Annotated in this window: 23 protein-coding genes, 1 pseudogene and 1 riboswitch; of the genes and pseudogenes, 14 read left to right on the forward strand and 10 right to left on the reverse strand. The window is 66.8% G+C overall.

All coding sequences use genetic code 11. The features are described from left to right. Positions 1-159: 159 nt before the first annotated feature. Both ABZT18_RS00325 and ABZT18_RS00330 read right to left on the reverse strand, forming a co-directional pair. The gene (locus ABZT18_RS00325) at positions 160-1,446 is read right to left on the reverse strand and encodes a glycoside hydrolase family 16 protein (RefSeq protein ID WP_354993521.1); all 1,287 of its coding nucleotides are present in this window, start codon (positions 1,444-1,446) and stop codon (positions 160-162) included. 63 nt (positions 1,447-1,509) lie between these two features. Further along, entirely contained in the window at positions 1,510-2,634 is a 1,125-nt protein-coding gene (locus ABZT18_RS00330; RefSeq protein WP_355250038.1) for an ROK family transcriptional regulator, read from the reverse strand. A gap of 87 nt (positions 2,635-2,721) precedes the next feature. Here ABZT18_RS00330 and ABZT18_RS00335 point away from each other — a divergent pair, with 87 nt between their 5' ends. Genes ABZT18_RS00335 through ABZT18_RS00350 form a run of 4 tightly spaced genes read left to right on the forward strand, consistent with a single transcriptional unit; the run spans position 2,722 to position 7,048 of the window. Then, on the forward strand, positions 2,722-4,038 hold the full coding sequence (locus ABZT18_RS00335; protein ID WP_354993519.1) for an extracellular solute-binding protein: 1,317 nt from the start codon (positions 2,722-2,724) through the stop codon (positions 4,036-4,038). Further along, complete coding sequence (locus tag ABZT18_RS00340; protein WP_354993518.1) at positions 4,031-4,972, forward strand: sugar ABC transporter permease; 942 nt, start codon at positions 4,031-4,033, stop codon at positions 4,970-4,972. The genes ABZT18_RS00335 and ABZT18_RS00340 overlap by 8 nt, the downstream gene beginning before the upstream one ends. After that, the gene (locus ABZT18_RS00345) at positions 4,969-5,775 is read left to right on the forward strand and encodes a carbohydrate ABC transporter permease (RefSeq protein ID WP_354993517.1); all 807 of its coding nucleotides are present in this window, start codon (positions 4,969-4,971) and stop codon (positions 5,773-5,775) included. Before ABZT18_RS00340 ends, ABZT18_RS00345 begins: the two co-directional genes overlap by 4 nt. Continuing rightward, entirely contained in the window at positions 5,678-7,048 is a 1,371-nt protein-coding gene (locus tag ABZT18_RS00350) for a Gfo/Idh/MocA family oxidoreductase (protein ID WP_355250040.1), read from the forward strand. The genes ABZT18_RS00345 and ABZT18_RS00350 overlap by 98 nt, the downstream gene beginning before the upstream one ends. 198 nt (positions 7,049-7,246) lie before the next feature. Here the strand turns inward: ABZT18_RS00350 and ABZT18_RS00355 are convergent, their stop codons facing one another. Beyond that, on the reverse strand, positions 7,247-7,420 hold the full coding sequence (locus tag ABZT18_RS00355; RefSeq protein ID WP_354993515.1) for a hypothetical protein: 174 nt from the start codon (positions 7,418-7,420) through the stop codon (positions 7,247-7,249). Positions 7,421-7,542: 122 nt separating this feature from the next. Further along, positions 7,543-8,043: a hypothetical protein gene (locus ABZT18_RS00360; protein ID WP_354993514.1), complete on the reverse strand. Its 501-nt coding sequence runs from the start codon at positions 8,041-8,043 to the stop codon at positions 7,543-7,545. A gap of 362 nt (positions 8,044-8,405) precedes the next feature. Between ABZT18_RS00360 and ABZT18_RS00365 the strand changes: the two genes are divergently transcribed. The 3 genes from ABZT18_RS00365 (at position 8,406) to ABZT18_RS00375 (ending at position 12,043) form a co-directional block, all read left to right on the forward strand. After that, a complete protein-coding gene (locus tag ABZT18_RS00365) occupies positions 8,406-9,671 on the forward strand; it encodes a PHB depolymerase family esterase (protein ID WP_354993513.1) in 1,266 nt (421 codons plus the stop codon). A gap of 41 nt (positions 9,672-9,712) precedes the next feature. After that, a riboswitch (cobalamin riboswitch) is annotated at positions 9,713-9,913 on the forward strand. Between the two features lie 29 nt (positions 9,914-9,942). Then, a complete protein-coding gene (gene bluB, locus ABZT18_RS00370; protein WP_354993512.1) occupies positions 9,943-10,572 on the forward strand; it encodes a 5,6-dimethylbenzimidazole synthase in 630 nt (209 codons plus the stop codon). Between the two features lie 130 nt (positions 10,573-10,702). Further along, the gene (locus tag ABZT18_RS00375; protein ID WP_354993511.1) at positions 10,703-12,043 is read left to right on the forward strand and encodes a glycosyl hydrolase family 18 protein; all 1,341 of its coding nucleotides are present in this window, start codon (positions 10,703-10,705) and stop codon (positions 12,041-12,043) included. A 170-nt stretch (positions 12,044-12,213) separates the two neighbouring features. On the opposite strand, the gene ABZT18_RS00380 is transcribed toward ABZT18_RS00375, so the two are convergent. Both ABZT18_RS00380 and ABZT18_RS00385 read right to left on the reverse strand, forming a co-directional pair. Then, positions 12,214-13,596, reverse strand: coding sequence for an FAD-binding oxidoreductase (locus tag ABZT18_RS00380; RefSeq protein WP_354993510.1), 1,383 nt, complete (start codon positions 13,594-13,596; stop codon positions 12,214-12,216). Positions 13,597-13,872: 276 nt separating this feature from the next. Continuing rightward, positions 13,873-14,100 (reverse strand): hypothetical protein, encoded by a 228-nt coding sequence (locus ABZT18_RS00385; RefSeq protein ID WP_354993509.1) that lies wholly within the window; start codon positions 14,098-14,100, stop codon positions 13,873-13,875. On the opposite strand from ABZT18_RS00385, the gene ABZT18_RS00390 reads away from it, so the two are divergent. From ABZT18_RS00390 to ABZT18_RS00410, 5 genes are all read left to right on the forward strand, one after another. Beyond that, a complete protein-coding gene (locus ABZT18_RS00390) occupies positions 14,093-14,518 on the forward strand; it encodes a nuclear transport factor 2 family protein (RefSeq protein WP_354993508.1) in 426 nt (141 codons plus the stop codon). The genes ABZT18_RS00385 and ABZT18_RS00390 overlap by 8 nt on opposite strands. After that, positions 14,515-16,773, forward strand: coding sequence for an ATP-binding protein (locus ABZT18_RS00395; protein WP_354993507.1), 2,259 nt, complete (start codon positions 14,515-14,517; stop codon positions 16,771-16,773). Before ABZT18_RS00390 ends, ABZT18_RS00395 begins: the two co-directional genes overlap by 4 nt. A gap of 38 nt (positions 16,774-16,811) precedes the next feature. Next, complete coding sequence (locus ABZT18_RS00400) at positions 16,812-17,237, forward strand: OsmC family protein (protein ID WP_354993506.1); 426 nt, start codon at positions 16,812-16,814, stop codon at positions 17,235-17,237. Between the two features lie 95 nt (positions 17,238-17,332). Continuing rightward, positions 17,333-18,952 (forward strand): HD domain-containing phosphohydrolase, encoded by a 1,620-nt coding sequence (locus ABZT18_RS00405; protein WP_355250043.1) that lies wholly within the window; start codon positions 17,333-17,335, stop codon positions 18,950-18,952. A 135-nt stretch (positions 18,953-19,087) separates the two neighbouring features. Beyond that, complete coding sequence (locus ABZT18_RS00410; RefSeq protein ID WP_355250046.1) at positions 19,088-19,582, forward strand: hypothetical protein; 495 nt, start codon at positions 19,088-19,090, stop codon at positions 19,580-19,582. Positions 19,583-19,625: 43 nt separating this feature from the next. On the opposite strand, the gene ABZT18_RS00415 is transcribed toward ABZT18_RS00410, so the two are convergent. Continuing rightward, positions 19,626-20,234 carry a DinB family protein gene (locus ABZT18_RS00415; RefSeq protein WP_354993503.1) on the reverse strand — a complete coding sequence of 203 codons (609 nt, stop codon included), beginning with the start codon at positions 20,232-20,234 and terminating at the stop codon, positions 19,626-19,628. Positions 20,235-20,294: 60 nt separating this feature from the next. Here ABZT18_RS00415 and ABZT18_RS00420 point away from each other — a divergent pair. Further along, a pseudogene (locus ABZT18_RS00420) lies at positions 20,295-20,504 on the forward strand (tyrosine-type recombinase/integrase); the annotation flags it as partial. Positions 20,505-20,738: 234 nt separating this feature from the next. On the opposite strand, the gene ABZT18_RS00425 reads toward ABZT18_RS00420, so the two are convergent. Both ABZT18_RS00425 and ABZT18_RS00430 read right to left on the reverse strand, forming a co-directional pair. Beyond that, the gene (locus ABZT18_RS00425) at positions 20,739-20,912 is read right to left on the reverse strand and encodes a hypothetical protein (protein WP_181518580.1); all 174 of its coding nucleotides are present in this window, start codon (positions 20,910-20,912) and stop codon (positions 20,739-20,741) included. Beyond that, positions 20,909-21,127 carry a flavin reductase gene (locus ABZT18_RS00430; RefSeq protein ID WP_354993502.1) on the reverse strand — a complete coding sequence of 73 codons (219 nt, stop codon included), beginning with the start codon at positions 21,125-21,127 and terminating at the stop codon, positions 20,909-20,911. Before ABZT18_RS00430 ends, ABZT18_RS00425 begins: the two co-directional genes overlap by 4 nt. Before the next feature lie 442 nt (positions 21,128-21,569). Here ABZT18_RS00430 and ABZT18_RS00435 point away from each other — a divergent pair, with 442 nt between their 5' ends. Then, positions 21,570-21,785 (forward strand): GntR family transcriptional regulator, encoded by a 216-nt coding sequence (locus ABZT18_RS00435; RefSeq protein ID WP_233578732.1) that lies wholly within the window; start codon positions 21,570-21,572, stop codon positions 21,783-21,785. Positions 21,786-23,634: 1,849 nt separating this feature from the next. Here ABZT18_RS00435 and ABZT18_RS00440 read toward each other — a convergent pair. Further along, positions 23,635-24,165: a hypothetical protein gene (locus tag ABZT18_RS00440; protein ID WP_354993501.1), complete on the reverse strand. Its 531-nt coding sequence runs from the start codon at positions 24,163-24,165 to the stop codon at positions 23,635-23,637. Between the last annotated feature and the right edge of the window lie 258 nt (positions 24,166-24,423).

Consider the following 24,423-nt stretch of genomic DNA (forward strand, 5'->3'; position numbering starts at 1 on the left):
TCGGCTCGTCGACCGCGGTGCTGAGGCCGTGACGGAGGCGGACCGCCACGTTCGGAGTTCACTACAGGAGCCAATGGTCGGCCCAACGCGGTCCTCGCCACTCACCAGCGCGGCGGGGACCGCGTCGTTCCGACTGATGGATAGGTGGGTTGCGGTTCGTCAGGAGACGGGTTCGAGAACCCACTGACTGGTCCACCAGCCGGCGGGCGCGGCGCCGTACTGGATGCTGCCGGTCATGTTTTCGGTATGGGCGTAGGTGCCCTTCCAGCGGTTTTTCAGGCGCAGGTGACCGTCGACGGACTCCTGAGTCCACTGCGCCGACCAGTAGGTGCCAGGCACCGCCCCGGTCTCCACGTTGCCGGTCTGGTTCTCCACGTGCAGGTAGTTGCCGGTGGCACGGTTCTTGAGCCGGACGTAACCGTCGACGTTCTCGACGGCCCACTGGGCGGACTGGTCGGCGGCAGAAGCGGCAACATACTTGCCGGTGCCGCTTCCGTCGTCCTTGGCGTACTGGCCGGTCTGCCGGTTCTTCAGCCGCTGATAGGACAACGGGTAGCCGCCGTCCTTCTTGTAGACGCGGAGGTAGTCGACGCTCCAGGTTTTGGGCCAGACGTCGTTGTGCTGACCGGAGCCGGCGTCGGTGTAGATACCCATGATCAGCCCCATCGGCATGTTGGGGGCGTCGTTGATCGTCCGGTAGAGCTGGCCGTCGTAGTAGAACTTGATTTCGGTGGGCGTCCACTCCATGCCGTAGGTGTGGAACTCGGTGGTCGGCGACCCGCTGGGAACGGGGGCGATCGACGCATACGAGTTGGACAGGAAGTTGGGGTCGCCCCAGCTGTGGGCGGCGATCCGCCACTTGTTCGGCTCGGAGAAGAACGTCTCGACCATGTCGACCTCGGGGTTGCGCGAGGCGCTGGAGGTGTCCCCGGTGCCGACCAGCCAGAGAGCCTGGTGGCCGCCTCCGCCGACGTTCGACTTCTTGGCGCGCAGCTCGACGTAGCCGTACTGGAAGCTGTAGCCGTTGAAGTCGGGTTCGTGGTGGTTCAACGGCATCGAGCCATTGAACTTGTGCCAGTAGTCCTTGTTGTAGGTCTGGATCGAGGAGATCTTGACCGTGCCGTCGTACTGGGGATTCCATGCCGGGGTGTCGGCGTCGATCCGTTGGGTGAGCACGCCGTCGGCGATGGTGTAGCGCGCCTTGGCACCCAGCTCACGATTCGTCGGAGAGGTCCAGTGCGGCAGGTAATAGGGCAGCCAGCGGTTCGTGTTGAGAGTGCTGACGTCGAACTCTTCAGCGAAGTCGAGGGTGTAGCCCGGCTTGGCGAGCGGGCTGGGAGGGGTGTCGACGGCCTGGGCCGGTGGTGCGGTGATGACGCCGGCGAGGGTGACGCCGAGGATCATCGAGCTGGCTGCGGCAAGAACTCTTCGAAGGCGATGCGCCATGTGGCACTCCCGGGGTAACGAAAGAAAACTTCTTTCGGAATATGCCGGTGGGCCTTGCCGCTGTCAAGAGCCGTCTGTGAAGAGCTCCGCGCGGACGGCGTCCCGGGCGGTCTCGACGGCTCCGATCGCCACCGCATCGTCTCCCAGCGCGGAGATCGCCAGGCCTGGCAACTCGTACAGGATCTCGGCGAGGTGGCGCCGCACCGGCTCCATGACCGTCTCGCCGGCGCGGGCGATGCCGCCACCCACTACGACCAACTGCGGGTCCATGGCGAGAACCATGGCACCGACTCCTTCGGCGAGTGCCCGCGCATAGCCGTCGACGGCCTCGACCGCACGCTTGTCCCCCCGCCTGGCCTGCGCGAAGACCCACTCACGTGAATTCATGCCGGGAGCGACCCCAGCGTCGGAGAGCAGCTTTCGGGGCGCCGCCTCCCAGCCCAGGCCCGGGTGCCGGCCAATCTCGCCGGCAGCCCCACGGCCGCCGCCGAACGGCCTGCCGTCCACCAGGACACCGACGCCGAGGCGGTGCCCGGCATGCACATACAGGACGTGATCGACTCCCTGTGCGGCACCGACCCGGTGCTCGGCGAGGACCGCGAGGTTGGCGTCCTTGACGGCGCTCACCGGGCAGTCCAGGCGGGCGGTGAGCTCCTTGGCCAGTGCGGTGCCGGTCCAGCCCGGGATGGCCACGCTCAGCCGGACGACACCGTCGGCGATGATGCCCGGGGAACCGGCACAGGCCGCCCACAGCCGAGGTGAGTCGGCCGGCATCGTCCGTCGTAGCAGGTTGACCGCGGCATCGATACGGCCGGCCGGGTCCAGGTCCGGGTCGATCGCGGCCCGAGCGGCCGCCACCTGCGCGCCGGCAAGGTCGGTGATCCGCACCGACACCGCATGCGCCCCGATGTCGAGGCCGGCCAAAATGCCCGCGTCCGCCGCGAAGCGGTACCGCTGCGCGGGCCGTCCTCCAGTTCGAGCGGTGTCGAATCCGTCCAGGGCCAGCAGTCGAGACTCCACCAGCGAGGTCAGGATGCCCTGGACGGTGGGGCGGGACAGCCCGGTCTCCCGGGCGACACCGCTGATGGTCAGCGAAGGCCCCTCGTAGAGGAGCCGCAGCACACGACGCGTGTTCAGATGCCGTAGGGAGCTCTGGTCCCCGCCTGGAAGAGCATCACCTACGGTCATTCGCTACCCCTTGACGTGCGTCGTCGCTACGCGCACTATATCGAACGCAAGTTTCCTTCGAAACCGCTCCTGCCCCAGGGAGACCTTATGAAATCCATGACATCCGTGAAATGTGCGCTCAGCGCGACCGCCGTGGTCCTCGCGCTCGGCGCGTGCGCACCCGGCAGCTCATCCGACGGGGAGCCGGCCGCCGACGGGAACGCGACCGTCCAAACCGGCGTTCCGGCCGGACAGGTGAAACTCGACCTGATCGCCACCCCCGAGTCGGGTGCCGCCATGAAGGAAATCATCCCGGCATTCCAGGCGAAGTACCCCAACGTCAAGATCAATTACGTCGATACCACGTACGACGACTACAACAAGTCCCTCAACCTTGCGTTGTCCAGCGACACCTCGCCCGACATCGTGCTGCTCAACGCGGTAGGTACCACCGTCAAGGACCAGTTGGTCCTCAATCTTCAGCCGTATGCCAAGGCATACGGCTGGGAGTCGGCGTATCCGGCCGGACAGCTCAACCAGTGGCGGGTTGCCGAGGACGGCACCACCCTCGGTTCAGGCGACCTGTACGCGGCACCCGCATCCTTCTCCCAGGTCGGGCTCTACTACAACAAGGCCAAGTTGAAGAAGCTCGGCATCGCCGCCGCTCCGGCCACACTCGAGGAGTTGGAGGCCGCCCTAACCAAGGCCAAGGCCGGCGGTGAGACCCCGCTCCAGCTCGGCAACAAGGAGGGCCACGCCGCCTTCCCGATTCAGCTCATTGGTCAGTCCACGGACGGCCCGGCCGCGTACGCCAAATGGGTCTTCGGTGAGCGCGGAGCGACCTTCGACACCAGCGGGAACGCCAAGGGCGCCCAGAGCATCACCGACTGGGGTACGAAGGGCTACTACTCCAAGGACGCCAACGGCATCGACCTCCAGGGCGCGGTGGACAAGTTCACCAAGGGGGACGGCGTCTTCTTCGTAGACGGTTCCTGGGACTCGAAGAAGATCGGCGACGCGCTGCGGGGCGACGCCGGCTTCGTGCCCTTCCCCGGCCCCAAGGCCACCGCCATCGGCACCTCGGTCGCGTACGGGATCTCGCGGAAATCGAAGAACGCGCAGGCCGCCGCCGCCTTCCTCGACTTCCTGCGCGGTCCGGAGGCTGCCAAGGCCTCCTTCGCCCAGGGCTTCCTGCCCTCCGACACCTCGACCGTGACCGCCGAGCCCGGCACGATCTCCGCCGACCTGATCGCCGCGTGGAACAAGGTCAATGCCGGTGACGGGCTCATCGGATTCAACAACAACGCCACCGCGACCATGAACGACACCCTGGTCGCCGAGACTCAGAAACTGATCGCCGGCAAGGTCGAGCCCGCCACGTTCATCCGGGCCGTCCAGTCCGACTGGGCCAAGACACATGGCTGACAGCCTCTCGAACCGCCTGGCCGTCCGGGGTCGCACCGTCGTCGCATCCGCGACGCCGGTGCGGGCCCGGCGGTCGCGAGCACGACTCGTACCGCTGCTCTACACCGCGCCCGCGCTGCTGTTCTACGCGGCCTTCGTGATCACGCCATGGGTACGTAGCCTGTGGATCTCGTTCTGGGACTGGAACGGGATCGGGGTCGCCACCTGGGCCGGGCTCGACAATTACCGGGAGATCCTCGCCGATCCGGCGCTGCGGCTCTCCCTGATCCACGCCTTCGGGCTGATCCTCTTCTACTCGGTCATCCCGATCTGTCTCGGCTTGGTGCTCGCGTCGCTCGTCGCGAACGTGCCCTGGAAGGGCATGCCGTTCGTCCGGACCGTGATATTCCTGCCGCAGATCCTTCCGCTGGTCGCGGTCGGCGGCGTGTGGAAGCTGTTCTTCGACGACGACGGACCGTTCAACGCGCTGCTGCGCGCGGTCGGCCTGTCCGACTTCACCCGGGCCTGGCTGGGTGACTTCACCTGGGCTTACCCGGCGGTCGGAATTGTCGGGACCTGGGTCTCGACCGGGCTCTGTTTCCTGCTGCTGTATTCCGCAATCGGCAAGATCGATCCGGCACTGTACGAAGCCGCCCGGCTTGACGGCGCCGGTCCGGTCCACGAGTTCTGGCACGTGACCGTGCCGGGTCTGCGCCGGGAGTTGTCAGTGGCGGCGACCGTGACCGTGATCGCCGCCCTGGCCAGCTTCGACGTCGTCTACGTGATGACCGGCGGCGGCCCCGGCGAGTCGACCATGGTGCCCGGTGTCGCCATCTACCGGCTGACCTTCACCGCGGGACAGGTCGGCACCGCCTGTGCGCTCGCCACCGTTCTGTCCTTGTTGACCTGCGCGGTCATGTACACCTTGAACCGCCTCACCCGGGAGAAGCCATGATCCGATCGCTGACCCGGTTGTCGCTGCTGGCTGCCACAGCCTCGGTGCTCGTCCCCTTCTACGCGATCCTCGCCGCGTCGCTGCAACCACAGAACAATCTCAGCCCTGGCCTTGCGTGGCCGTCGGATCCGCAGTGGCACAACTACGTCGACGCCTGGTCGACCGGCGGGTTCGCGGACCTCATGCGGTCCAGTCTGATCATTGCGCTCGGCGTCGTACCCCTCGCACTGGTGCTCGCGACACTCGCCGGATACGGGCTGGCGACGATGCGGCTCGCCGTCCGGGGGCCGATCTTCGCGTTGCTCATGCTGGGTCTGGCCCTGCCGTACGAGTCGATCGTCATCCCGCTCTACTACGACCTCAAGTCGATCGGTCTCCTCAACACCTACTGGGCGGTCATCCTGCCGCTCATCGGGGCATTCATGCCGTTCGGGGTGTTTTGGATGCGCAGTCACTTCGAATCGATGCCCCCGGAACTCACCGAGGCCGCCGAGATCGATGGCGCGTCCGGCAGGCAGATCCTGCGACGGATCCTGCTGCCCACCGCACGGCCGGCTCTGACCACTCTCGGCCTTCTCTACTTCATGTGGGCGTGGAACCAGTTCCTGCTCGCGCTGATCCTCATCCAGGACCCGGCGATGCGCACGGCGCCATCCGGGCTCGGAAAATTCATCCAGGCCTATGGCCGCAACATCCCGTTACTCAGTGCCGGAACGATCATCGTCATCCTGCCCGTGGTCATCCTCTACCTCTTCTTCCAGCGCCATTTCGTCAAAGGCATCCTTTCCGGCGCCATCAAATAGGAGACAACTGATGTCCGTCACCCTGGCGATCGTCGGTGCCGGAGCGCGAGGCGCTGCCTACGCGCGGCTCGCCGTCGCCACCACCAAAGCCACGATCGCCGCTGTCGCCGATCCCGACCCCGCCCGCCGCATCACGCTGGCCGATGAGTTCGACGTGCCCGCAGAGCACCGGTTCGCCTCGTGGGAGGAACTCGCTGCACATCCTCGGCTCGCCGACGCGGTGATCGTCGCGACTCCCGACCGCGCGCATGACGAGCCCGTGGTGGCATTCGCCATGCTCGGCTACGCGATCCTGCTGGAGAAGCCGATGGCGCCGCTCCCCGAGCAGGCGGAGCGGATCGTCGCCGCAGCAGTCGACAACGACGTTCTCCTCGCCGTCTGTCACGTGCTCCGATACACGCCCTATTCCCGGACACTCAAGCGGCTCATCGACTCCGGGCGGATCGGCACGATCGTCAGCATCGACCACTTGGAGCCTGTCGGCTGGTGGCACCACGCCCACAGCTACGTCCGCGGCCAGTGGGCGGTGGAGGCCGAGTCCTCCTCGATGCTGCTCGCCAAGTCGTGCCACGACATCGACTGGCTCGGCCATCTCATCGGCCGACCGGTCCGACGGGTCTCCTCCTTCGGCGGCCTCGCCCACTTCCGGCCGGAGAACCGTCCGGCCGGAGCGACCGAGCGCTGCGTCGACTGCCCGGTCGAACGATCGTGTGCCTACTCAGCGATCCGGATCTACGAACGCTTTTTGGGCGACCCCGTCCACGAGGCATGGCCGCTGGGCGTGCTCACCGACGATGTCAGCGTGGGGGGCGTCCGCAAAGCTCTTGAAGACGGCCCGTACGGCGTCTGCGTCTACACAGGCCGCAACGACGTCGTCGACCACCAGGTCGTCAACCTCGAATATGAGGGCGGCATCACCGTCGCTTTCACGATGACAGCCTTCACCGCGCTCGACTTCCGCAAGACCCGAATCTTCGGCACGCACGGCAGCATCGAGGGCGACGGCCGCACCCTGCGCGTCCACGACTTCCTCACCGACACCCTCGAGACCATCGACCTGGATCCCGACGGCGACGCCTCGGCCGCCGACGGACACGGCGGCGCCGACGGAGCACTCATCGAGGCGTTCATCGCGGCGGTTGCCACCGGGGACCGCGCACTGGTCACCTCCGGACCCGAGGAGAGCATCTCCTCACACCGAGTCGTCTGGGCGGCAGAGCAGTCCCGCGCCACTGGCAGCGTCGTCGAGCTCAGTCCTGCCACGCCGATGTAGGCAAACGCGGGCCAACCGCCGGACGGAACCCCGGGGCGATCGACTTGTGGTCGCCCCGGGAGGATGCCCCCCTCCGTTGGGGCCCGATCTCGACCTGCCCGCAGGGACAGCAGTACCTGCTGATCCTCCACCGTCAGCTGATCGTGGCTGGCGTCGGACGTGGCCACGTGTCCGCACTTCGCTCCTGCACTGCCGGCGTCACACCAGGCGCTGGTTGCGGACCTTCGGGCACACGTTCCTGAGGTGGCCTTGCTTGTGCTGGCGGACCTGCTCGTCCCAGACCTCCTGGTCGTAATCGGGGCCTGGCGGGATCCATTTGTGGGAGCCGTCGCTGTAGTGGTACTTCTCGTCGCCCAGTTTCAGGGTGCTCATCGTGTCCAGCTGAGCGAGCCCAGCGACAGCAGGTACCGGACTCCCTGAACCAACTCTCAGCCCGTCGGTCCTACTAGAGCTCTTACAGCCACCGCGGCTGGTCAGCGGCAGATCCGGATGCCTCACCGAGACGGGTCGGCTGATCCCCTCGAAACGCTTCTCGCTGATCGGCGGCCGTAGCAAACGGTTGTCCCAACCAGCAACACAGCTCCGGTGAAGAAGTAGGTGTTAATTCCGATGCCGGTCCAGAACTCGCCCGTGGAGATGTCTGCGTCCCCCATGAAGCCGCCGCGACGGATACCGGTGACCATCAGCAAATTCTCGGCCATCCCTGGAACACCCCGGATGACGAGCAGCATGCTGCCGGACAACAGTGGCGCCAGCAGTAACCACCGGGGGAAATGTAGAGCCAGCGGACGGACTGTGGCTAGAACGACGGCTGCCCCGACGGCCGACATCGAGATGAGCACAACGTTGAAGATCACGTAAGCCCTCATATCCCAGGGTCCATCACCGGTCGGATCGTCACCGGGGAAGAAAACCAGGATCACATGCGACACCACAAAGAAGATCAACCATGCGAAGGCGCCGTACGCCCAGCGACGACCTCTGAAAACGGGCATACAAGCACCATCGCCAAGTCAGCACCATGATGCCTCCCTCCCTGGTTGGGTTTCACTCCCCCAGCGGAGTGAGGCACTGGTGGAGCCCGGGACTGCCGGAGCGTCGACGACAAGGTGTGGTGGGCGTCGCGAAGGACCCGCCCGCGCGGGTACGCCTGATGCTGGCGACGTCACCGTTGATGGGTAGCCAGTAGGACGGAATGAACGCGGCGACTGCGATCAGGCAGGGCATCCTCCCGATAGCTCCAACGACCTCGGGCGCCCTGATCACCCGTGGCGGCATCGGTTGCCAGCGGATCTCTACGGCGCTAGGTTGACATTTCATCGATCAACGTCTACCTCGCAAGGTACCGGGGGTCCGCATGTCCACGTCTGTCAATCGCCGCACCGTCCTGGCCGGTGGCGCCGGTGCCGCCATCGGCCTAGCGCTGCCCGGCCCCGTCGCTCACGCCGGTGGCCACCACCCCACCAGCGTGAGCTTCACCCTCGACGCGAGAACGCTCGACGGCGGTGAGCAGGTCACCTCGGTCACTCTCGACACCGGCCGGCTCGGGCCGATCGACCCCGCCGGGCTCACCCCCGGCACGTTCACCGTGCATGCCAAGGCCACCAGCCCGATCCCGATCGCTCCCGGCGATCTGATCTTCAGCGAGTACGACCTGGACCGCACGGTGACCGCGGCCCGGCTCGACCGGCACGGAAACATCGTGCTGGAGCTGAGCTACGCCGAAGGTCAACTCGGCGGTGGCACCCTCGGCTACATCGCGAGCAGGGGCCGCAACGTCCGGCTGGACCTCGTCTACACCATCAGGCAGAACACCCCGCTCGTCCGGCGCCACGGCTCGCCGGTCACCATCACTCGCTTCGTTCAGGGGCGGCTGTCGAACCCCGAGGTGGACGCCTTCAGCCACCACGTCTCGGGCTCGGGCCTGAAGTACCGGTTGTACTCCCCGGAGCGTTCGCCCCGCCGCGGTCGCCTGCCGCTGGTCCTCTGGCTGCACGGCGGCGGCGAGGGTGCCTCGCTGCCCGACGATTACTACGACAACGAGACCACGCTGCGCGCCAACCGCGGCGCGCTGGGCTTCGCCACCCCGGAGGCTCAACGGATCTTCTCCGGCGCGTACGTCGTCGCTCCGCAGAGCACCTCCTACTGGATGGAGGACGGCCCCCGGTTCGCCCCGCTGATCCGCGAGATCGTCGAGGACCTCGTACGCCGCAAGCGTGTCGACCCCGACCGGATCTACGTGGCCGGTTGCAGCAACGGCGGCTACATGTCCCTGGAGATGACCGTCGCCTATCCCAACCTGTTCGCCGCGTCGGTGCCGATCTGCGGCGTCGTCGAGCCGCTCGGCGGAGAGGGCCCGCCGCTGATCACCGACGCGGAGCTGGCGCGGATCGACACCCCGACCTGGCTGGTCACCTCGCGCGACGACGACACCGTGCCACCCGAGACCAACACGATCCACGCCCATGACCTCATCCCGGGATCACTGATCACCCTGTACGACCACGTTGTCTGGAACGGCCACCAGTTCCCCGGTCACTGGTCCTGGATCTACGTGGCCCGCAACGACCCGAGCCGCAACGGCACCCACATCTGGCAGTGGATGGCCCGCCGTCGTCGGTGATCCACCGCTCAGGGTCATCGTCCGGGCCACTATGGTGCTCGGTGGCACAAACGTTGCGAGGTGCCCCGCGCGAGTGGGGAGAATCGGGAAGCCGGTGTGAGTCCGGCACGGGCCCGCCGCGGTGACCGGGGAGCTGCCACCTACGCGTACCAGACGCAGCCACTGGCCCTGAGGGGCTGGGAAGGCGGGTGACCAGCGTAGATCCGGGAGTCCGAAGACCGGCCTCGCGTCATCGGCCCCGTCAGGGGCACGAGCGCAGCGGGAGCCTGCCTTGAACACCGGACTCTACGAGACCATCCACCGCCGCCGGGACGTACGTGCCCAGTTCACCGGGGCGCCGATCCCTGACGAGACGTTGCACCGGATCCTCACGGCGGCGCACGCCGCGCCGAGCGTCGGTCTCTCCCAGCCCTGGGACTTCATCCTGGTCCGCGATCCTGAGCTGCGGCAGGAGTTCCACCGGCACGTGGAGCGGGAACGGGACACCTTCGCGGCCGCACTCGACTGCGCGGCGGCGGAACGCTTCGCCCGGATCAAGATCGATGGCGTACGCGAGTCGACGTTGTCGGTCGTGGTTACGTACGACCCGGAGCGGGGTGGTCCGGCCGTGCTCGGTCGACACGCGATCGCCGACGCCGGCCTCTACTCGGTCTGTCTGGCGATCCAGAACCTGTGGCTGGCCGCGACCGCGGAGCAGCTCGGAGTCGGTTGGGTCTCGTTCTACCGGGAGCCGTTCCTGCGCGACCTGCTCGGCATTCCGGCCACCGTCCGCCCAGTGGCGTGGCTCTGCCTCGGCCCGGTCACCCATCTGGAGCAGACGCCGGACCTGGAGCAGCACGGCTGGCGCCAGCGACGCCCGGTGTCGTCGGTGATCCACCACGATCGCTGGACGACCGGGTGACCGGGTGGTTGGGCTACCGACCTCCGCACTCCCCCAACTTCGCGGGATCTGTAAACAACCCTTGATATTAAACTTCACGGACGTCAATATGTGTGGAGGTCGCGGGTCGCCGAAGCCTGGGGAGTGAGCCATGAGAAGCCGTCGGATTTTCGCAGTGGTGGCCGGGGCGGCGATGACCGTCACGGCCGCCGTCGCCTTCGTCCCCAGCAGCATGGCGGCCGTGTCCTCGGCCAACGTCGTCCCGATGGTCGCCTGCACCGCCCCGGCCTGGGCCGAGGGCCCCACCTACCAGGCGGGCGCCCAGGTCACCTATGGCGGCCGGCTCTACCAGGCTCTGGTCACCCACACCGCGCACCCCGGCGCCGGCTGGAACCCCGCCGCGACCCCGTCGCTCTGGCGTGACCTCGGCGCGTGCTCGGGAAGCACTCCGCCGCCCACCACGCCACCACCGACGACCCCGCCGCCCACCACGCCGCCACCGACCACACCTCCCCCCACCACGCCGCCACCAACCGGTGGGACCTGCGCGGTGAAGTCGCGGCCCGCCGGCAAGGTGTTGCAGGGCTACTGGGAGAACTGGGACGGGGCCTCCAACGGCGTACACCCCGGACTCGGCTGGATCCCGATCACCGACAGCCGGCTCAACCAGCACGGCTACAACGTGATCAACGCGGCGTTCCCGGTGATCCGCTCGGACGGCACGGTCCTCTGGGAGAACGGCATGGACGCCGGCGTCAAGGTGGCCACCCCGGCCGAGATGTGCCAGGCCAAAGCGGCCGGCGCCACCATCCTGATGTCGATCGGCGGGGCCGCGGCAGGCATCGACCTGAGCTCCAGCGCGGTCGCCGACCGGTTCATCGCGACGATCGTGCCGATCCTCACGACCTACCACTTCGACGGCATCGACATCGACATCGAGACCGGCCTGACCGGCAGCGGCAACATCAACACTCTGTCCACGTCGCAGGCCAACCTGATCCGGATCATCGACGGAGTGCTGGCCCGGATGCCGTCGAACTTCGGCCTGACCATGGCACCGGAAACGGCCTACGTCACCGGCGGCAGCGTGGTCTACGGCTCGATCTGGGGCTCCTACCTGCCAATCATCAAGAAGTACGTCGACAACGGCCGGCTCTGGTGGCTGAACATGCAGTACTACAACGGCAGCATGTACGGCTGCGCCGGCGACTCGTACCCGGCGGGCACCGTGCAGGGCTTCACCGTTCAGACACAGTGCCTGAACAACGGCCTCACCATCCAGGGCACCACCATCCGCGTGCCGTACGACAAGCAGGTCCCGGGCCTGCCCGCGCAGAACGGGGCGGGCGGTGGCTACATGTCGACGTCGTTGGTCACGCAGGCCTGGAACTCCGTGCCCGGTCTCAAGGGCCTGATGACCTGGTCGGCGAACTGGGACGGGTCGAAGGCGTGGACCTTCGGCGACAACGCGAAGCGCCTGCAGGGCCGCTGACGGGCCCACGCCAACCGGCACCGCGCGTCGCACTCATCGCGGCTACTTGTTTCATTGACCTGCGACCGTGGCCCGGCCAGCTTCGGTCGAGGCGCCCGGGCTGTCGCTCTCAACTCGGCTGCATCTGATCCACAGTCAGCGCCGCAATCAGACCGGTAAGACCAACGAGGTCACTCCGCTTCCGCCCGCTGCGGCGAACAACGGCGCGGGGTCAGGGTTTCCGCCCCGGGGCAGGGCGGGATGTTGTGGTTCATCCGGAACATGTTGGCAGGGTCCCAGCGGGCCTTGATCCGTGTCAGCCGGTCGTAGAGGTCAGCGCCGTACACGGTGCGGACCGCTGCCGGGGTGGTGGCCTCATCGGCGGACAGGAAATTGGGCACGGTTCGCTCGTCGGCCCACGGCTGCATCGCCTCGATGACCTTCGCCAGGTGGGCGCCCAGCGACGCGGCCTGCTCCGCAGGTCCTACACCGAAGCCGAACAGCACGAACGGAAGGCCACGGGATGACACGGCGTTGGGCACCTCGGCCTGGTGGTCGAGCGCGCCTCCGAGGGCGCGGAGTTCCACGCTGGCCAGGGGGCAGTCCGCGTTGGGGCCGACCACATCGAGCAGGGCGTCAACCGCCTCCGGCGGCAAGGCGCGCAGCCCGGTCGTCCGGTCGACGTACGGCAGCGGGTCCACCGGGTCCGAGTGGATCCTGCCGACCTGTGCGTACGGCATGTCGGTTACCTCGTCGAGCAGCACCGGGGCGGCGGCGCGCATCTTCGCCACCAAGGATTCCCCCTCCGTGCTTTGCCCAAGGTAAGCCACCCGCACTGCCACGACGAACGCTCCGCGAATCGGCTCCGGCAGGTCGGGCACCGGTGGCAGACGCTGAACCGCGACCGATGTCGTCATCTCAATGGGGAGGCCGACGGCCCAATCCCGCCAGGTGTGCAGCACGTCGGCCGCGTGTTCGCCGGCGAAGTAGATCGCACCGCCGTAGAGCCTACGTACCTCGAAGAGATCGGCCTCCACAGCGGTGACTACACCGAAGTTGCCCTTGCCGCCCCGCACGGCGAAGAACAGGTCCGGTTCGCAGTGAGCGGTGACGCGACGAACCTGTCCGTCGGCGGTGACGATCTCGACGGCACGTACGGTATCGGCGCCGTACCCTCGGGTGCGCCCGAGGGTGGGGCTCAGTCCGCCGCCCAGCAGGTAGCCGACTGCCCCGACGGTCATAGAGGAGCCGTTCACCGGGGCGAGGCCATGCGCCGCGGCCGTGTCCACGACGTCCTGCCATCGGGTTCCACCTTCGATCCGTGCCATGCGCCGGACCACATCCACGGTGGCGCCGGTCATCCGTCGCAGGGTGATGAGAACCGCGCCGGCGGCTGGTTGCCGGACCTGATGCCCGGTCGCCGAGACCGCCACCGGCATTCCGTGGTTGCCGGCGAAGCGGACTGCGGCCTGAACGTCGGCGACGCAGGAGGCACCCACCACCAGCGCCGGGCGCAATGGGTTGAGCAGGTTGTAGGTCGCACACTCGGCGACAAATCCAGCGTCTTCGGGCATGAGCACGGGCCCCCGCGCCACAGCGGCCAAGGCGGAGACTTCTTCCCGGGTAAGCGTGACAGCGAGCGAAGGCCGCGCGGCGTTGCGCCGACCCGGGTTCGTGCGCGTGGGCCCAACGGCAGTTGCCAGGGCCGGGTCGATCTCGGGTGCGGTCACGGCGATCCAACTTCCTTACTGGGGATTTCCGCCGACCAGCTAGGCATCAGCGTCGGCAACAGCACACAAGGTGCCTCAGCCTCCTGCTCGGGCTCCAGCCCGATCCCCGATCAGCGCTGATCACCGGTGATCGCCCCCAGTTGCCAGCGAAACAGTTGCCTGCCAGCGCAGGCGGCACGTCCCGGCCGTGTCCGCAAGCAGCAGCGTGCCGTCGGACGGCGGCGAAAGGTCGTCCGTGGCGGCGTTCTTCGTCACATCCCGTATAGGGAACTCAACCGATGCGGGCGCCGACCGGGACAGCCGAAGATCTTTCCGACGCATCCATACGGAAGGAATCACCATGAACATCAACGATCAGCGTGACCCCCTCGGCCCGTCCGCTCTGATTGTCGCGCTGTACGGCAGACTGGCCGGCGGTGACGTGGCGGGTCTGCTGGAGGGCCTCGACCGCGACATCGAGTGGGTCGTGCCGGACGGGCTGCACTACGGGGGCGTCTATCGCGGCCGGGAGTCGGTGCTGGCGAATGTGTTTGCCCGGTTCGAAACCGAGTGGGTCGGCTTCGCGGTGCAACCCGACGAGATCTTCGAGGCCGGCGAGGTCGTGATCGCCCTGGGCCACTACCGGGCCGCCAGCCGGGTGACCGGCCGGCCGATGACGTCGCGGTTCGCCCACGTCTGGCGGTTGCGCGACGGGGTGCCGGTGCGCTTCGAGACGATCCTGGACACCCATGCCATGGTACGGACCACGGCCGTCGAGCACTCATGAACCGCCTTCGCGTCGTGCCGGACGTTCCTCCCTCGCTGCAGGCCCGGTTGGCGGATCGCCTCCGCGCGTCCCGTGCTCGAGGTTTTGTCGGTCGCGACACGTACCGGGCCGAATTCCAGGCCGCCCTGGCCGGCGAGCCCGGCGCATACGCGGTGTGTTTCCTGCACGGGCCCGGTGGCATCGGCAAGTCGTCGCTGCTACAGCGGTTCAAGGACACAGCCGAGGAAGCCGCTCGCACTGTTATCGACATCGACGGCCGGGCAGTGGAGCCGTCGCCTACTCAATCGTTCGCGGTGGCGGAGGCGGCGTACGTCGATGACCGGGCAGTGGTGTTTATTGACGCCTTCGACGAGTGCAAGGGTCTGGAAGAGTGGTTGCGGGACCGCTTCCTTCCGCAGGTCAGGACCGGCGTCGTGGTGGTGGTTGTCGGCCGGAAGCCTCCGGCTGCGAGCTGGACTTCCGATATGGCGTGGGCGGGCACACTGCGAGTGGTGCGGCTTGATGTTCTCAGCCTCGAGGAGTCTGCCGAGTTGCTCGATACCCGCGGGGTGAAGCCGGAAGTGCGGCACAGTGCCGCAGCCTTTGCCGGCGGGAACCCGTTGGCGCTGAGCCTTGTGGCGGACGCCGCCGCCCGTACCGGCGCCTCCCGCGCGGACTGGAGACCCACGCCGGACGTCATCGCGCCGTTGGTCAGTCAGTTGGTGGGAGACGTGCCGACCGAAAGCCATCGGGTTGCCTTGACCGTGCTGGCCCAGTCGCGGGTGACTACCGAAGGGCTGCTGCAGACGGTGCTGGGCACGTCGGACGCGGCCGAGGTCTTCGACTGGCTGATAAGGCAGCCGTATGTCGAACTGAGTCGGCGCGGGGTATATCCGCACGACACCGTCCGTAGAGTGTTGGAAGCCGACCTGCAATGGCGAAATCGTCAGCGCTACGCCGAAATCTACGATCGGATCTGGCCGTACCTGCTCGAAGCAGGCCGGGTTGCCGGCGACCCTGACGTGCTGCCCGCGATGCGGGATCTCGCTCATCTCTTGTTGAACGAGATAGAGGACCGCTACTTCCGCGAGGCCCGCCATGAGATGCGGGTGCACGAGGCGCCCATGGACCTGGCGGACCGCGACGAGATTCTCGCCATGGCCGCTGTGACCGAGGGGGCGGAGTCCGCCGCCATTCTCGAATTCTGGCTGCGGCGACAGCCCGAATGCGTCCGCCTCTATCATTCCGCGGAATGCGGTGATCTTGTCGGATTCATGGCGTGGGTCCAGCTTCGCGCCGGTGACCGGGAGGCGCTCGAACGAGACCCGGTGGCAGCTGCTGCCTGGGCCCATGCTGCCGAGGCTGGCGGGCTGCGTGCCGACGAACACATCGGAATCCAGCGGTATCTCGTTCATCCCGCTGCGTACCACCTCGTCTCGACGCCGATGCACCTTATGCAACTACGTACCATGGCGCACTGGGTACGAGCGGAGGGCATGGCGTGGTCGCACATCGTGGTATCCAACCCCGATTACTGGCGTCCACTCATGGACCACCTACAACATCGGCCGGTCCCGCAGCGGCCTCGGCTCGGCGGCGTGGAGTATGCGTTGTTCGGCCGCAACTGGGAGCATGTCCCCCTGGAATGCTGGTTCGCAGGTCGTCACAGCACGTCACCAACCCCGTCGCCTGTCGATGCGGCAATCAAACTGTCGCGGGCCGAATTCGACACCGCTGTGCGGCAGGCGCTCGGCAGCTGGCGAAGTGTCTCGGAACTGGCTGCCAACCCGCTCGTCCGGACCAGACTGATCCGACACTTACCCGGTCACCCGGGCGGCGAGGCGGAAGTCGCCGCGGCATTGCGCGGTGTACTCGATGAGGCCGTCAAAACACTGCGCCAGGACCCGCGCACGGTCAAGATCTATCGGGCCGTTGCCGCCACCTACCTCGATGGGTTGCCGACCCAGCAGGCTGCCGCCCGCCGGTTGAATCTGCCGTTCTCGACCTATCGCCGGCACCTGACTCGTGGTCTCGCCCTTACCTGCGAGATCCTGTGGCAGCAGGAGTTGAAGCCACGCCGAAAGCCGGGGCCGGAAGGCGGGCCGTCCCGGCTCTTCAGGACAGGTGAACCGGGGATGGCGGTGACGGACGCGTGGCGCGACGGCAACGGGTGCGCGCACCGGCACCATCGGCGACCCGACGGAGCGAGAACCGCATCGGACACCGCAGAGCACCAATTGGCATGGCAGATGAGCAAGGGCCGGTCTGACTATTGACTGTCCGACCGTTCATTACGAAATTGGAGCTACTGCCCATGCCTGTTCGCAATTCATCGGCTCAGTGGAAGGGCGACCTCGCCCACGGATCCGGCACCATGACGTTGGCGTCGAAGGCCTACTCCGGCCCGTACTCGTTCACCTCCCGGTTCGAGGAGGGCACCGGAACGAACCCCGAGGAACTCATCGCCGCCGCGCACGCGGGATGCTTCTCCATGGCGTTCTCGCACCTTCTGGCCGAAGCCGGCTACACGCCGACGTCAGTGGAAACCACGGCGTCGGTGCACATCGACCCGGCCGACGGGGGTTTTGCGATCAGCCGGATCGCGCTGTCGGCCAAGGCCACCGTCCCGGGCATCGACAACGCGCAGTTCGAGAAGATCGCTGAGACGGCGAAGGTCAACTGCTCGGTGTCACAGGCCCTCGCCGCCGTCGACATCACTCTCTCCGCGAAGCTGGTCTAGGCGGATGCGCCGGGGACCGCGGCGGTCGTCCCGCCGTGGTCTCCCGGCCTGGCCAGGTGGCGCCTGGGTGCGGCGCACCCAGGTTCGGCGCGGCCTTGTTGCCGCCGATCCAAACGCTGAGGCTGGTCCCTGACAACCCTCATCTCGGAGGTACCGTGCTACCAATGCAGACGATCCGGGTCGCCGAGGTGCTGGCGACGGTTTCGCTCACCACGGACGTCGCGGCCGGCATGTCGTTCGAGAAGGGGCTACAGACCTGTGCCGTTGCGACCCGCCTCGCCCGATTGGCAGGCGGCGACGACCGGCACGTCCGGGTGGTCTTCGAGACCGCGTTGCTCCGCTCGATCGGGTGTACGTCGTACGCGCCCGAGTTGGCCGCCCTCTTCGGTGACGATGTCGCCTTGCAAGCCGTGCTCAAACACCTCGACGTTGCCGATGACGCCCTGCTGGACGGGCTGACCAGAGATTTCGGGAACTGGGCCGGACCCGATCCGGCGCGACTGGCCCGCACCTTCCTCGAGATGTTTCCCACTGTCGGCGTGCAGGCCATGCGGCACGGTTGTGAGACCAGCCGGGACCTTGGACCACGGCTGGGCGTGCTGCCCGAATCGGTCGCGGCGCTGGAGGACGTGTACGAACGCTGGGACGGCCGGGGAATTCCGGAGGGCCGCAGCGGCGCGGACCTCTCGCCGGCTGCCCGTACCGTGCATGTGGCCGAGCAGGCAGTCCTCGCCTATGCCGTCGGAGGAGTTGGCGGCGCGGTCGCCGAGGTGCGCCGTCGCTCCGGCGGCCACCTGGATCCCGCATTGGCCGATGTCTTCCTGGCCACGCCGGAGGCGGCGCTTGCGCCATCGGACACGACGGACGCTGTCGTCCCGGTGTTGGAAGCCGAACCGCTGCCGCACGCCACCGTGCCGTTCGGGTCGGTGCCACAACTGTCGGCGGTGCTGGCGCGCATCGTCGACATGAAAAGCCCGTGGCTGCTGGGACACAGCGAACATGTCGCCGACCTGGCAGAGGGTGCCGGGCGGGTCGCCGGGCTCGACGAGAAGGCCCTGACAGAGTTGCGCAGCGCGGCGCTGCTGCATGACCTCGGCCGCGTAGTCGTTCCGGCCGGCATCTGGGACCGGCCGACGACCCTCACCGCTGCCGAGACCGAACGTGTGCGCACGCACACGTACTGGACCCATCGGATCCTGCAGCGGGTGCCGGCGCTGGCCACGCTCGCACCGATCGCCTCCGCTCACCACGAACGTGCTGACGGCGGCGGCTACCATCGCGGTGACCCGGTCCGCGAACTGCCCCTGACCGCCCGCATCGTGGCGGCTGCCGACATGCTCGCCGCGCTCACCGAGCCGCGTGCGCACCGTCCCGCGTACTCGCTTCCGGATGCCGCGAAGATCCTCGTGCGCGACGCCGATGAAGGTGGCACTGACAAGGAAGCGTGTGCTCTGGTCCTCGCCGCGGCGGGCATGTCGGCGCCGCGACGGCCGCTGCCGGACGGACTGACGGACCGGGAAGTGCAGGTGCTTCGGCTCGCGGCACGCGGACTGACGAGCCGGCAGGCCGGCGCGGAACTGTCGATCTCCCCGCGCACCGTCGACCACCATCTGACGCACATCTACGACAAAACGGGACGGCGGACCCGCGCGGGTATCGCCCTGTACGCGATGGAACACTCGCTACTGCCCAGAACGGACTCCGGTAACAGCTGACGGGTTCGCTCTGCCCTTGGATGCCTCGTACCCGGGTATTGGCTTCGCGGATCACCTCGGACCGACCGACTGACCCTCCGGCGGCACCCTATGAAGACAGTCGTGCACTCTGAGTCTGGCCTCCAGCGGGCCACCTTGACGGATCAGGAACTGGCGGAGACGTCGTGGGACTACTGCCGAATTCACGCACTCGCCGTCACCGACGACGAAGGTCCACCCGAGGACCTGACCCCGGAGGAGTTCCAGGAGCAGGATGACCTCGACCCCACCGCGCCGTCAGCCCTGCAGCTGCATCTCGACCTCGACTACATCGTGCGCCGGGTCGAGTCGGGACCCACGCGGGACGTTCAATTCTGGGTAGCGCCGGCGACGCTGATTTTCAGCAGCGTCTGGGACATCGTCGGCAGCCTGCACTCCGTGTGCCTGCCGCTGGAGCTCAAGAACCTGCGTCGGGAGCCCGCCTCGCGCCGGGGGGAGCCCTGCTGGCACCTGGAGGGGCGCGACATGGACTTACGGTTCCAGGCGTCGCGCTACACCCTGTACGTGCGCAGACCCCCGCGCCACGGCCAACGGGTGCTCCGGATGGCCGAACGGGGTGGCATCAGCTTCGATCCACACCCGTTTGCCTGATCGATCGCTGTCACCCCAGGCGCAGCAGCTCTACGACGCGGCACTATGCACCATGCGTGTCGGACAGGCCGGCATGACGCGAGCCACCCGCCCCTTCCAGCGCAGCCCGCTCGATCTTCGCCCGGTACGCCTCGCGGGCCGCCGTGTCGATCTGCTCCTCGTACTCAGGCCTCAATCCGGTGCGGCCATCGAGTTGCTCACGCAGGATGTCGGCGTGTCCGGCATGCCGGGTGGTCTCCTGAAGGACGTGGATCATGATGGCGAACAGCTTGACGTCCGACCGCGACCACCACGGCACGTGGCCGGGCGCGTCGAGGGGAAGCGCTTGAATCGTCGCGTCCGCATGCCCCCAGGCACGCTGGTAGAAGTCGATGATCTGTTCGCGGGTCTCGCCCGGGGTCACCCACAGGTCGCTGCCGTCCGCGTCCTGCCATCGCCCCAGCGCATCCGGGGACGGGCGGCCGAAGACCTCACCGAAATACCAGGCCTCCAACGTCGCCATGTGCTTCACCAGGCCGAGGAGGTTGGTCCCCGTCGCTGTCAGAGGACGCCGGATGTCGTACTCGGACAGGCCGTCGAGCTTCCAGACCAGTGCCTCCCGGATCCCCTTGAGCCGGCCATGCAGGCAGTCCTTCGCGAAATCATCGATCATGGGACACGAGCTTGCCATCCGACAGCGAGCGGAGCACTTCGGGCGCTGTGGCACACCCATCGATGCGACAAGGCAGGAGTCAAGCTGATCACCGTCCACGACGCGAGGCGGACCTGCGCCACGCTCCTGGCCGACCTTGAGGTCCACCCGCGAGTTGCCATGCAGATCCTCCGGCACGCCCGCTTCTCGATGACGATGGAGATCTACAACCAGGTCTCGTCGAGAGCGACCAGGGACGCACTCAAGCGCCTCGGCGAATCACTAACGCAATCGCCCGGCTGCTGTACACAAGCAAAAAGGCCACCTCCCGAATCCGGGAAGCGGCCTCTGACTTGCGGAAACTGAGAGTGGGCGATGCTGGTATCGAACCAGCGACCTCTTCGGTGTGAACTCTCGGCAGGCCGGTCGGATCGGGCTCGATGCGAGGTCAGGCGACCTGTTGGCGCGCCTCTCGGCTCTGTTCGGCTGACACAGTTGCTGTACTTCGTTGCTGTACTGCTGGCGTCAGATCAGCCGTTGGATGCGGACCTTTGGGCGCTCGTTCCTGAGGTGGCCGTGCTTGTGCTGGCGGACCTGCTCGTCCCAGACCTCCTGGTCGTAGTCCGGGTCTGGCGGGATCCACTTGTGGGAGCCGTCGCTGTAGTGGAATTTCTCGTCACCGGGTCGCAGGATGCTCATCGGGTCCAGCCGAGGAAGCGGTAATGCAGGTGGCCGGCGGGAACGTGGGCCAGGTCCTGGGCGGCGTCGACGAGTTGGGCGGCCAGGTAGAGGGCCAGTGACACAGGGGCACGGTCGTACTCGGCTCGCAGCTCTCGGCGCCGGGTCGGGCATGGCCACTCCCCCGCGCAGCCGCCGCACGTCCAGGCCGTCTTGATCGGGTGGTGAGTGGTCACTGCGGGCCGTCCTGGCTGGGCCAGTGGCCGCGGTTGATCGGGATGCGGTGGCGGCTTCGACATGGCAGATCGCCTCCGCAGCGGCAGATGCGCCGCCAATGCCGCCAAGACCAGACGGGCCGGTGACGGCGAGCGAGAGTCAGCGCCACCGCCAGCACGTACTCGTCGTACGACACTCGCTTCACCGGCTCGCCGCTCCCGCTCGCGCCATGCTCTGCCGTGCTGCCCAAGCCGAAGGGAGCACCGCCACCTCCTTGTGCCGCAGCAATCTGGAGGCGTGGATGCCCGAACGCGGGGGACGCGCCGAACATCCACGCCGGCGAGGACGGCCCACAGCGCCAACCGAGGGAATCGGCCTCCTCGGCAACCTCCCATAGGTACCATTGGGTAGTCAAGGGCTGACGTAGGTGGTCTACTCGTGTTGCCAACCGAGGAGAACCACGTGCCACCGCGTTACCGCTACGAGCAGATTGCCGACGACCTCGCCGAGCGCATCGCGTCAGGCGAGTTCCAGCCCGGCTCCAAGCTGCCCAGTCGGCGAGAGTTGATCGAGCACTACGGGGTCACCGAGCCGGTGATCGACCGTGCCATGCAGGTATTACGGATCAAAGGGATGACCGAGACCCTGCCCGGCGTGGGAGTTTTCGTCGCCGAATAGCCGGGGCTATGGACTGCCGAGTCCGGACCTTCGAACCATCGACCGACCGGGCACCAATCACGGCGAGTCGTGAACCCGACTATTGCAGTCTGTAGCTATGGCATCACGCTTAGCCTCCTGAACGTGGCGAGCCGGAGAATAACCAGAACGGACAGGCTGGTCATCGGTGGCCTCATCGCCGGAATCGCGGCAGCGTTCTTTGCCCAGGATCAAGCGCGGTACGGGTGGTTCACAGTCCTCGCCGCACTGCTGCCGTACATCGCGTTCGTTGCGCCGCTCCAGTGTCGAGAGCCGGTCCGCAAGGACGGCAGTCCTTGTCGAAACGCAGGCTGGGGTGTGCTCGTTGGATGCCACACACATCGCCTTGCCAAGATGAGACGAGTCTTCAGCAGGACGACCGTGGCTGCCCCTCGCCAACCATCACGAGCCCGACGCATCCACTCAAGCCCCGCCCCTTCAACAGCAGAGCCGCCCGGCCTGGGGTTGGCGCGAAAAGTTTACGAGGGCATGACGCTCGCGATGACCATCCTTGGAACGATCGCGGGCTGGATTGCCCTCTTCAAACCGGAGGGCGGCTAGAACCAGGGAACGCAGGGCCACACCTTACTTGGCGTTGTATTGATCGAGGGTGAGGGCGTAGTCGATCAACACGGACAACATGCCGCCTGAGCTGCCCGTTCATTGGCGGCTGGTGGTCATCATTCGTCGCTCCTAGTCCACCTCTGACGGCCTGGCAACGGCATGATCTTGGGCTCTCTCGGGCTCCTGACCCCTCGCTTGTAAGCTCTGGGCGCATCGTTCGCCATCGTCTGTCCACGTCCGTAACCTCGGGCGGCTGTCCGCGCTCGACAGCCGGCGGCTACTCTTGTCCCGCCCGGTTGCTGTCAGCGCTGCTGCCGTCGGTTTAGGAGGGCGAGCGATTGCTGCGCAACTCCGGGCGTTATCACGGCAGATGCACGACGGCATCCAAGGGGCGCTCAATCATTCGCGCACCCCGAGCAGGGCACCTGAGCTGCTGACCGATCATTGCGCGTACGGGTTACCGTAGTCCCTCGTGGAATTATGTGTGGGTCTTGGGGACATCGCCACCTGGGTCGGAGCCGTCGGGACTCTCGCGACGGGCGCCGTCGCGGTTGCCGCGTGGCGCGCAGGGCGCAAGGCAGCGACGGCGGCTTGGGAAGTTGTGACTATCGAGCGGCGTCGGGACGACGAGCGTCAGTTGGAGGCCGATAGGGCGCAGGCGAATCTAATCAGCGCATGGCAGGTTCCCGTACTTAGCGACTCTCGCGACCCCCACTCCGCGCTCCAGTGGGGCTTCGCCATCCGGAACCTGAGTCAGCAGCCCGTCTACCAGTTCCGCTCAACGTATGTCCCCATGCGAGACGGGGCCGGTCAAATGAATGTGATACACGAACTAGTGCCGCCTGGCGACTGGCGGCTGAGCGGGCGCGAGCTCTACCCGTACCGCGAGATCGCAGTATCAAATTCCGCATACGACGACCTACCTGATGCTCCGCATTTCGTAGAGATTGAGTTTACGGATACCTCCGGCCGCCGATGGAGTCGCGACCGCCAGGGCGTCCTGACGCGTGTCGAACGGCCAACTCGGCGATGAAGTTGCCGTCGTCGGCATGCCCAGGCGGCCAGCTGCCGCGACTGGTCCCGGGTACCTACGGCAGCTCTGCCAACTGCGGGGCCATGACCTCTTTGGTGTGACCGAACGATCACAAGCAGGTGAGCTGCGAAAGCGGCGCGGGTGAGCTGCTGACACGGTCCGCTATCGTCCACGTGCGTCCGGCGTTGCTCGCATCCGTCGTCACCCAGCTAGGGCGGACCGCCCCTTCAGCGCTCATCCCAGGACAGCAAGCCCACCGAAGGCGGCCGTATTGTCCACTTCGACGCCAATTACCAGTTTCATGTGAGACTGAGTTGGCGCTGCCAGGAGCCGGTCGGTTCGCACAGTGAATCCCGTTATCAAACTGTCGTCATCGAGCAAACAATGTAACGGCTTTTGATCATCGCCTGGTGCCCACCCCGACGGAATGTCCTGCGGTTGAGTCGGGCGGGTAAGTGCGTCAAAAAGGGTCTTTAAGCGGTTGTCGATGTCACCCCTCGGCTTTACCACACCTCCGGGGGCTTCTGGGCGAAGCATCAAGATCTCCAGATGCGCCCGGAAGTGCCAGCGTGGATGAACCACCGAGCAGAAGTCGTATCCGCCAACCGTGGATACGTTCGGACCACCCATGTCGTAGAACTGCGCCAAGGGCTTATGCTGCCAAAGCTCCCTTAGCTGCGGGTGCAGCGTCAGACGGATGTCATGTTTCTGGCTCGGCCTACCGTTCGACGCGAGCGGACCTTCATATGTGAGCATGAACTTCACACAGCGGAACCATACGTGGTTCCTGCCATCCCGTCTGCCGCCGACCCGCCGTTATGGGAGCGGGCCACCGCTCGGCCCGCCACGTCAAGACGGCCTTGACGGTTCGTACGGACGCTGGCGGGCCGGGCGGTGGTCTGCTCGGTTCACCCGGGTCGACGGCTGGCGGGATGGCCCTGCGCAACCACCCACGGACCGCAACCTGCCGACGGAGCCCCGGCCATCCTGGAGTCGTTGCGCCCCCGCCGGAGGCGCAGTGAC

This window comes from Micromonospora sp. NPDC005291 (genome assembly GCF_040607415.1).
GTDB lineage: Bacteria > Actinomycetota > Actinomycetes > Mycobacteriales > Micromonosporaceae > Micromonospora.

Coding starts and splice junctions, on each gene's coding strand:
- ABZT18_RS00385 (WP_354993509.1), bottom strand. CDS start 14,100: ATGTTCATGGTGATTCCTTCCGTATGGATGCGTCGGAAAGATCTTCGG.
- ABZT18_RS00415 (WP_354993503.1), bottom strand. CDS start 20,234: ATGATCGATGATTTCGCGAAGGACTGCCTGCATGGCCGGCTCAAGGGG.
- ABZT18_RS00360 (WP_354993514.1), bottom strand. CDS start 8,043: ATGCCCGTTTTCAGAGGTCGTCGCTGGGCGTACGGCGCCTTCGCATGG.
- ABZT18_RS00340 (WP_354993518.1), top strand. CDS start 4,031: ATGGCTGACAGCCTCTCGAACCGCCTGGCCGTCCGGGGTCGCACCGTC.
- ABZT18_RS00330 (WP_355250038.1), bottom strand. CDS start 2,634: ATGACCGTAGGTGATGCTCTTCCAGGCGGGGACCAGAGCTCCCTACGG.
- ABZT18_RS00325 (WP_354993521.1), bottom strand. CDS start 1,446: ATGGCGCATCGCCTTCGAAGAGTTCTTGCCGCAGCCAGCTCGATGATC.
- ABZT18_RS00345 (WP_354993517.1), top strand. CDS start 4,969: ATGATCCGATCGCTGACCCGGTTGTCGCTGCTGGCTGCCACAGCCTCG.
- ABZT18_RS00400 (WP_354993506.1), top strand. CDS start 16,812: ATGCCTGTTCGCAATTCATCGGCTCAGTGGAAGGGCGACCTCGCCCAC.
- ABZT18_RS00380 (WP_354993510.1), bottom strand. CDS start 13,596: ATGCCCGAAGACGCTGGATTTGTCGCCGAGTGTGCGACCTACAACCTG.
- ABZT18_RS00335 (WP_354993519.1), top strand. CDS start 2,722: ATGAAATCCATGACATCCGTGAAATGTGCGCTCAGCGCGACCGCCGTG.
- ABZT18_RS00395 (WP_354993507.1), top strand. CDS start 14,515: ATGAACCGCCTTCGCGTCGTGCCGGACGTTCCTCCCTCGCTGCAGGCC.
- ABZT18_RS00390 (WP_354993508.1), top strand. CDS start 14,093: ATGAACATCAACGATCAGCGTGACCCCCTCGGCCCGTCCGCTCTGATT.
- ABZT18_RS00355 (WP_354993515.1), bottom strand. CDS start 7,420: ATGAGCACCCTGAAACTGGGCGACGAGAAGTACCACTACAGCGACGGC.
- ABZT18_RS00365 (WP_354993513.1), top strand. CDS start 8,406: ATGTCCACGTCTGTCAATCGCCGCACCGTCCTGGCCGGTGGCGCCGGT.
- ABZT18_RS00375 (WP_354993511.1), top strand. CDS start 10,703: ATGAGAAGCCGTCGGATTTTCGCAGTGGTGGCCGGGGCGGCGATGACC.
- ABZT18_RS00425 (WP_181518580.1), bottom strand. CDS start 20,912: ATGAGCATCCTGCGACCCGGTGACGAGAAATTCCACTACAGCGACGGC.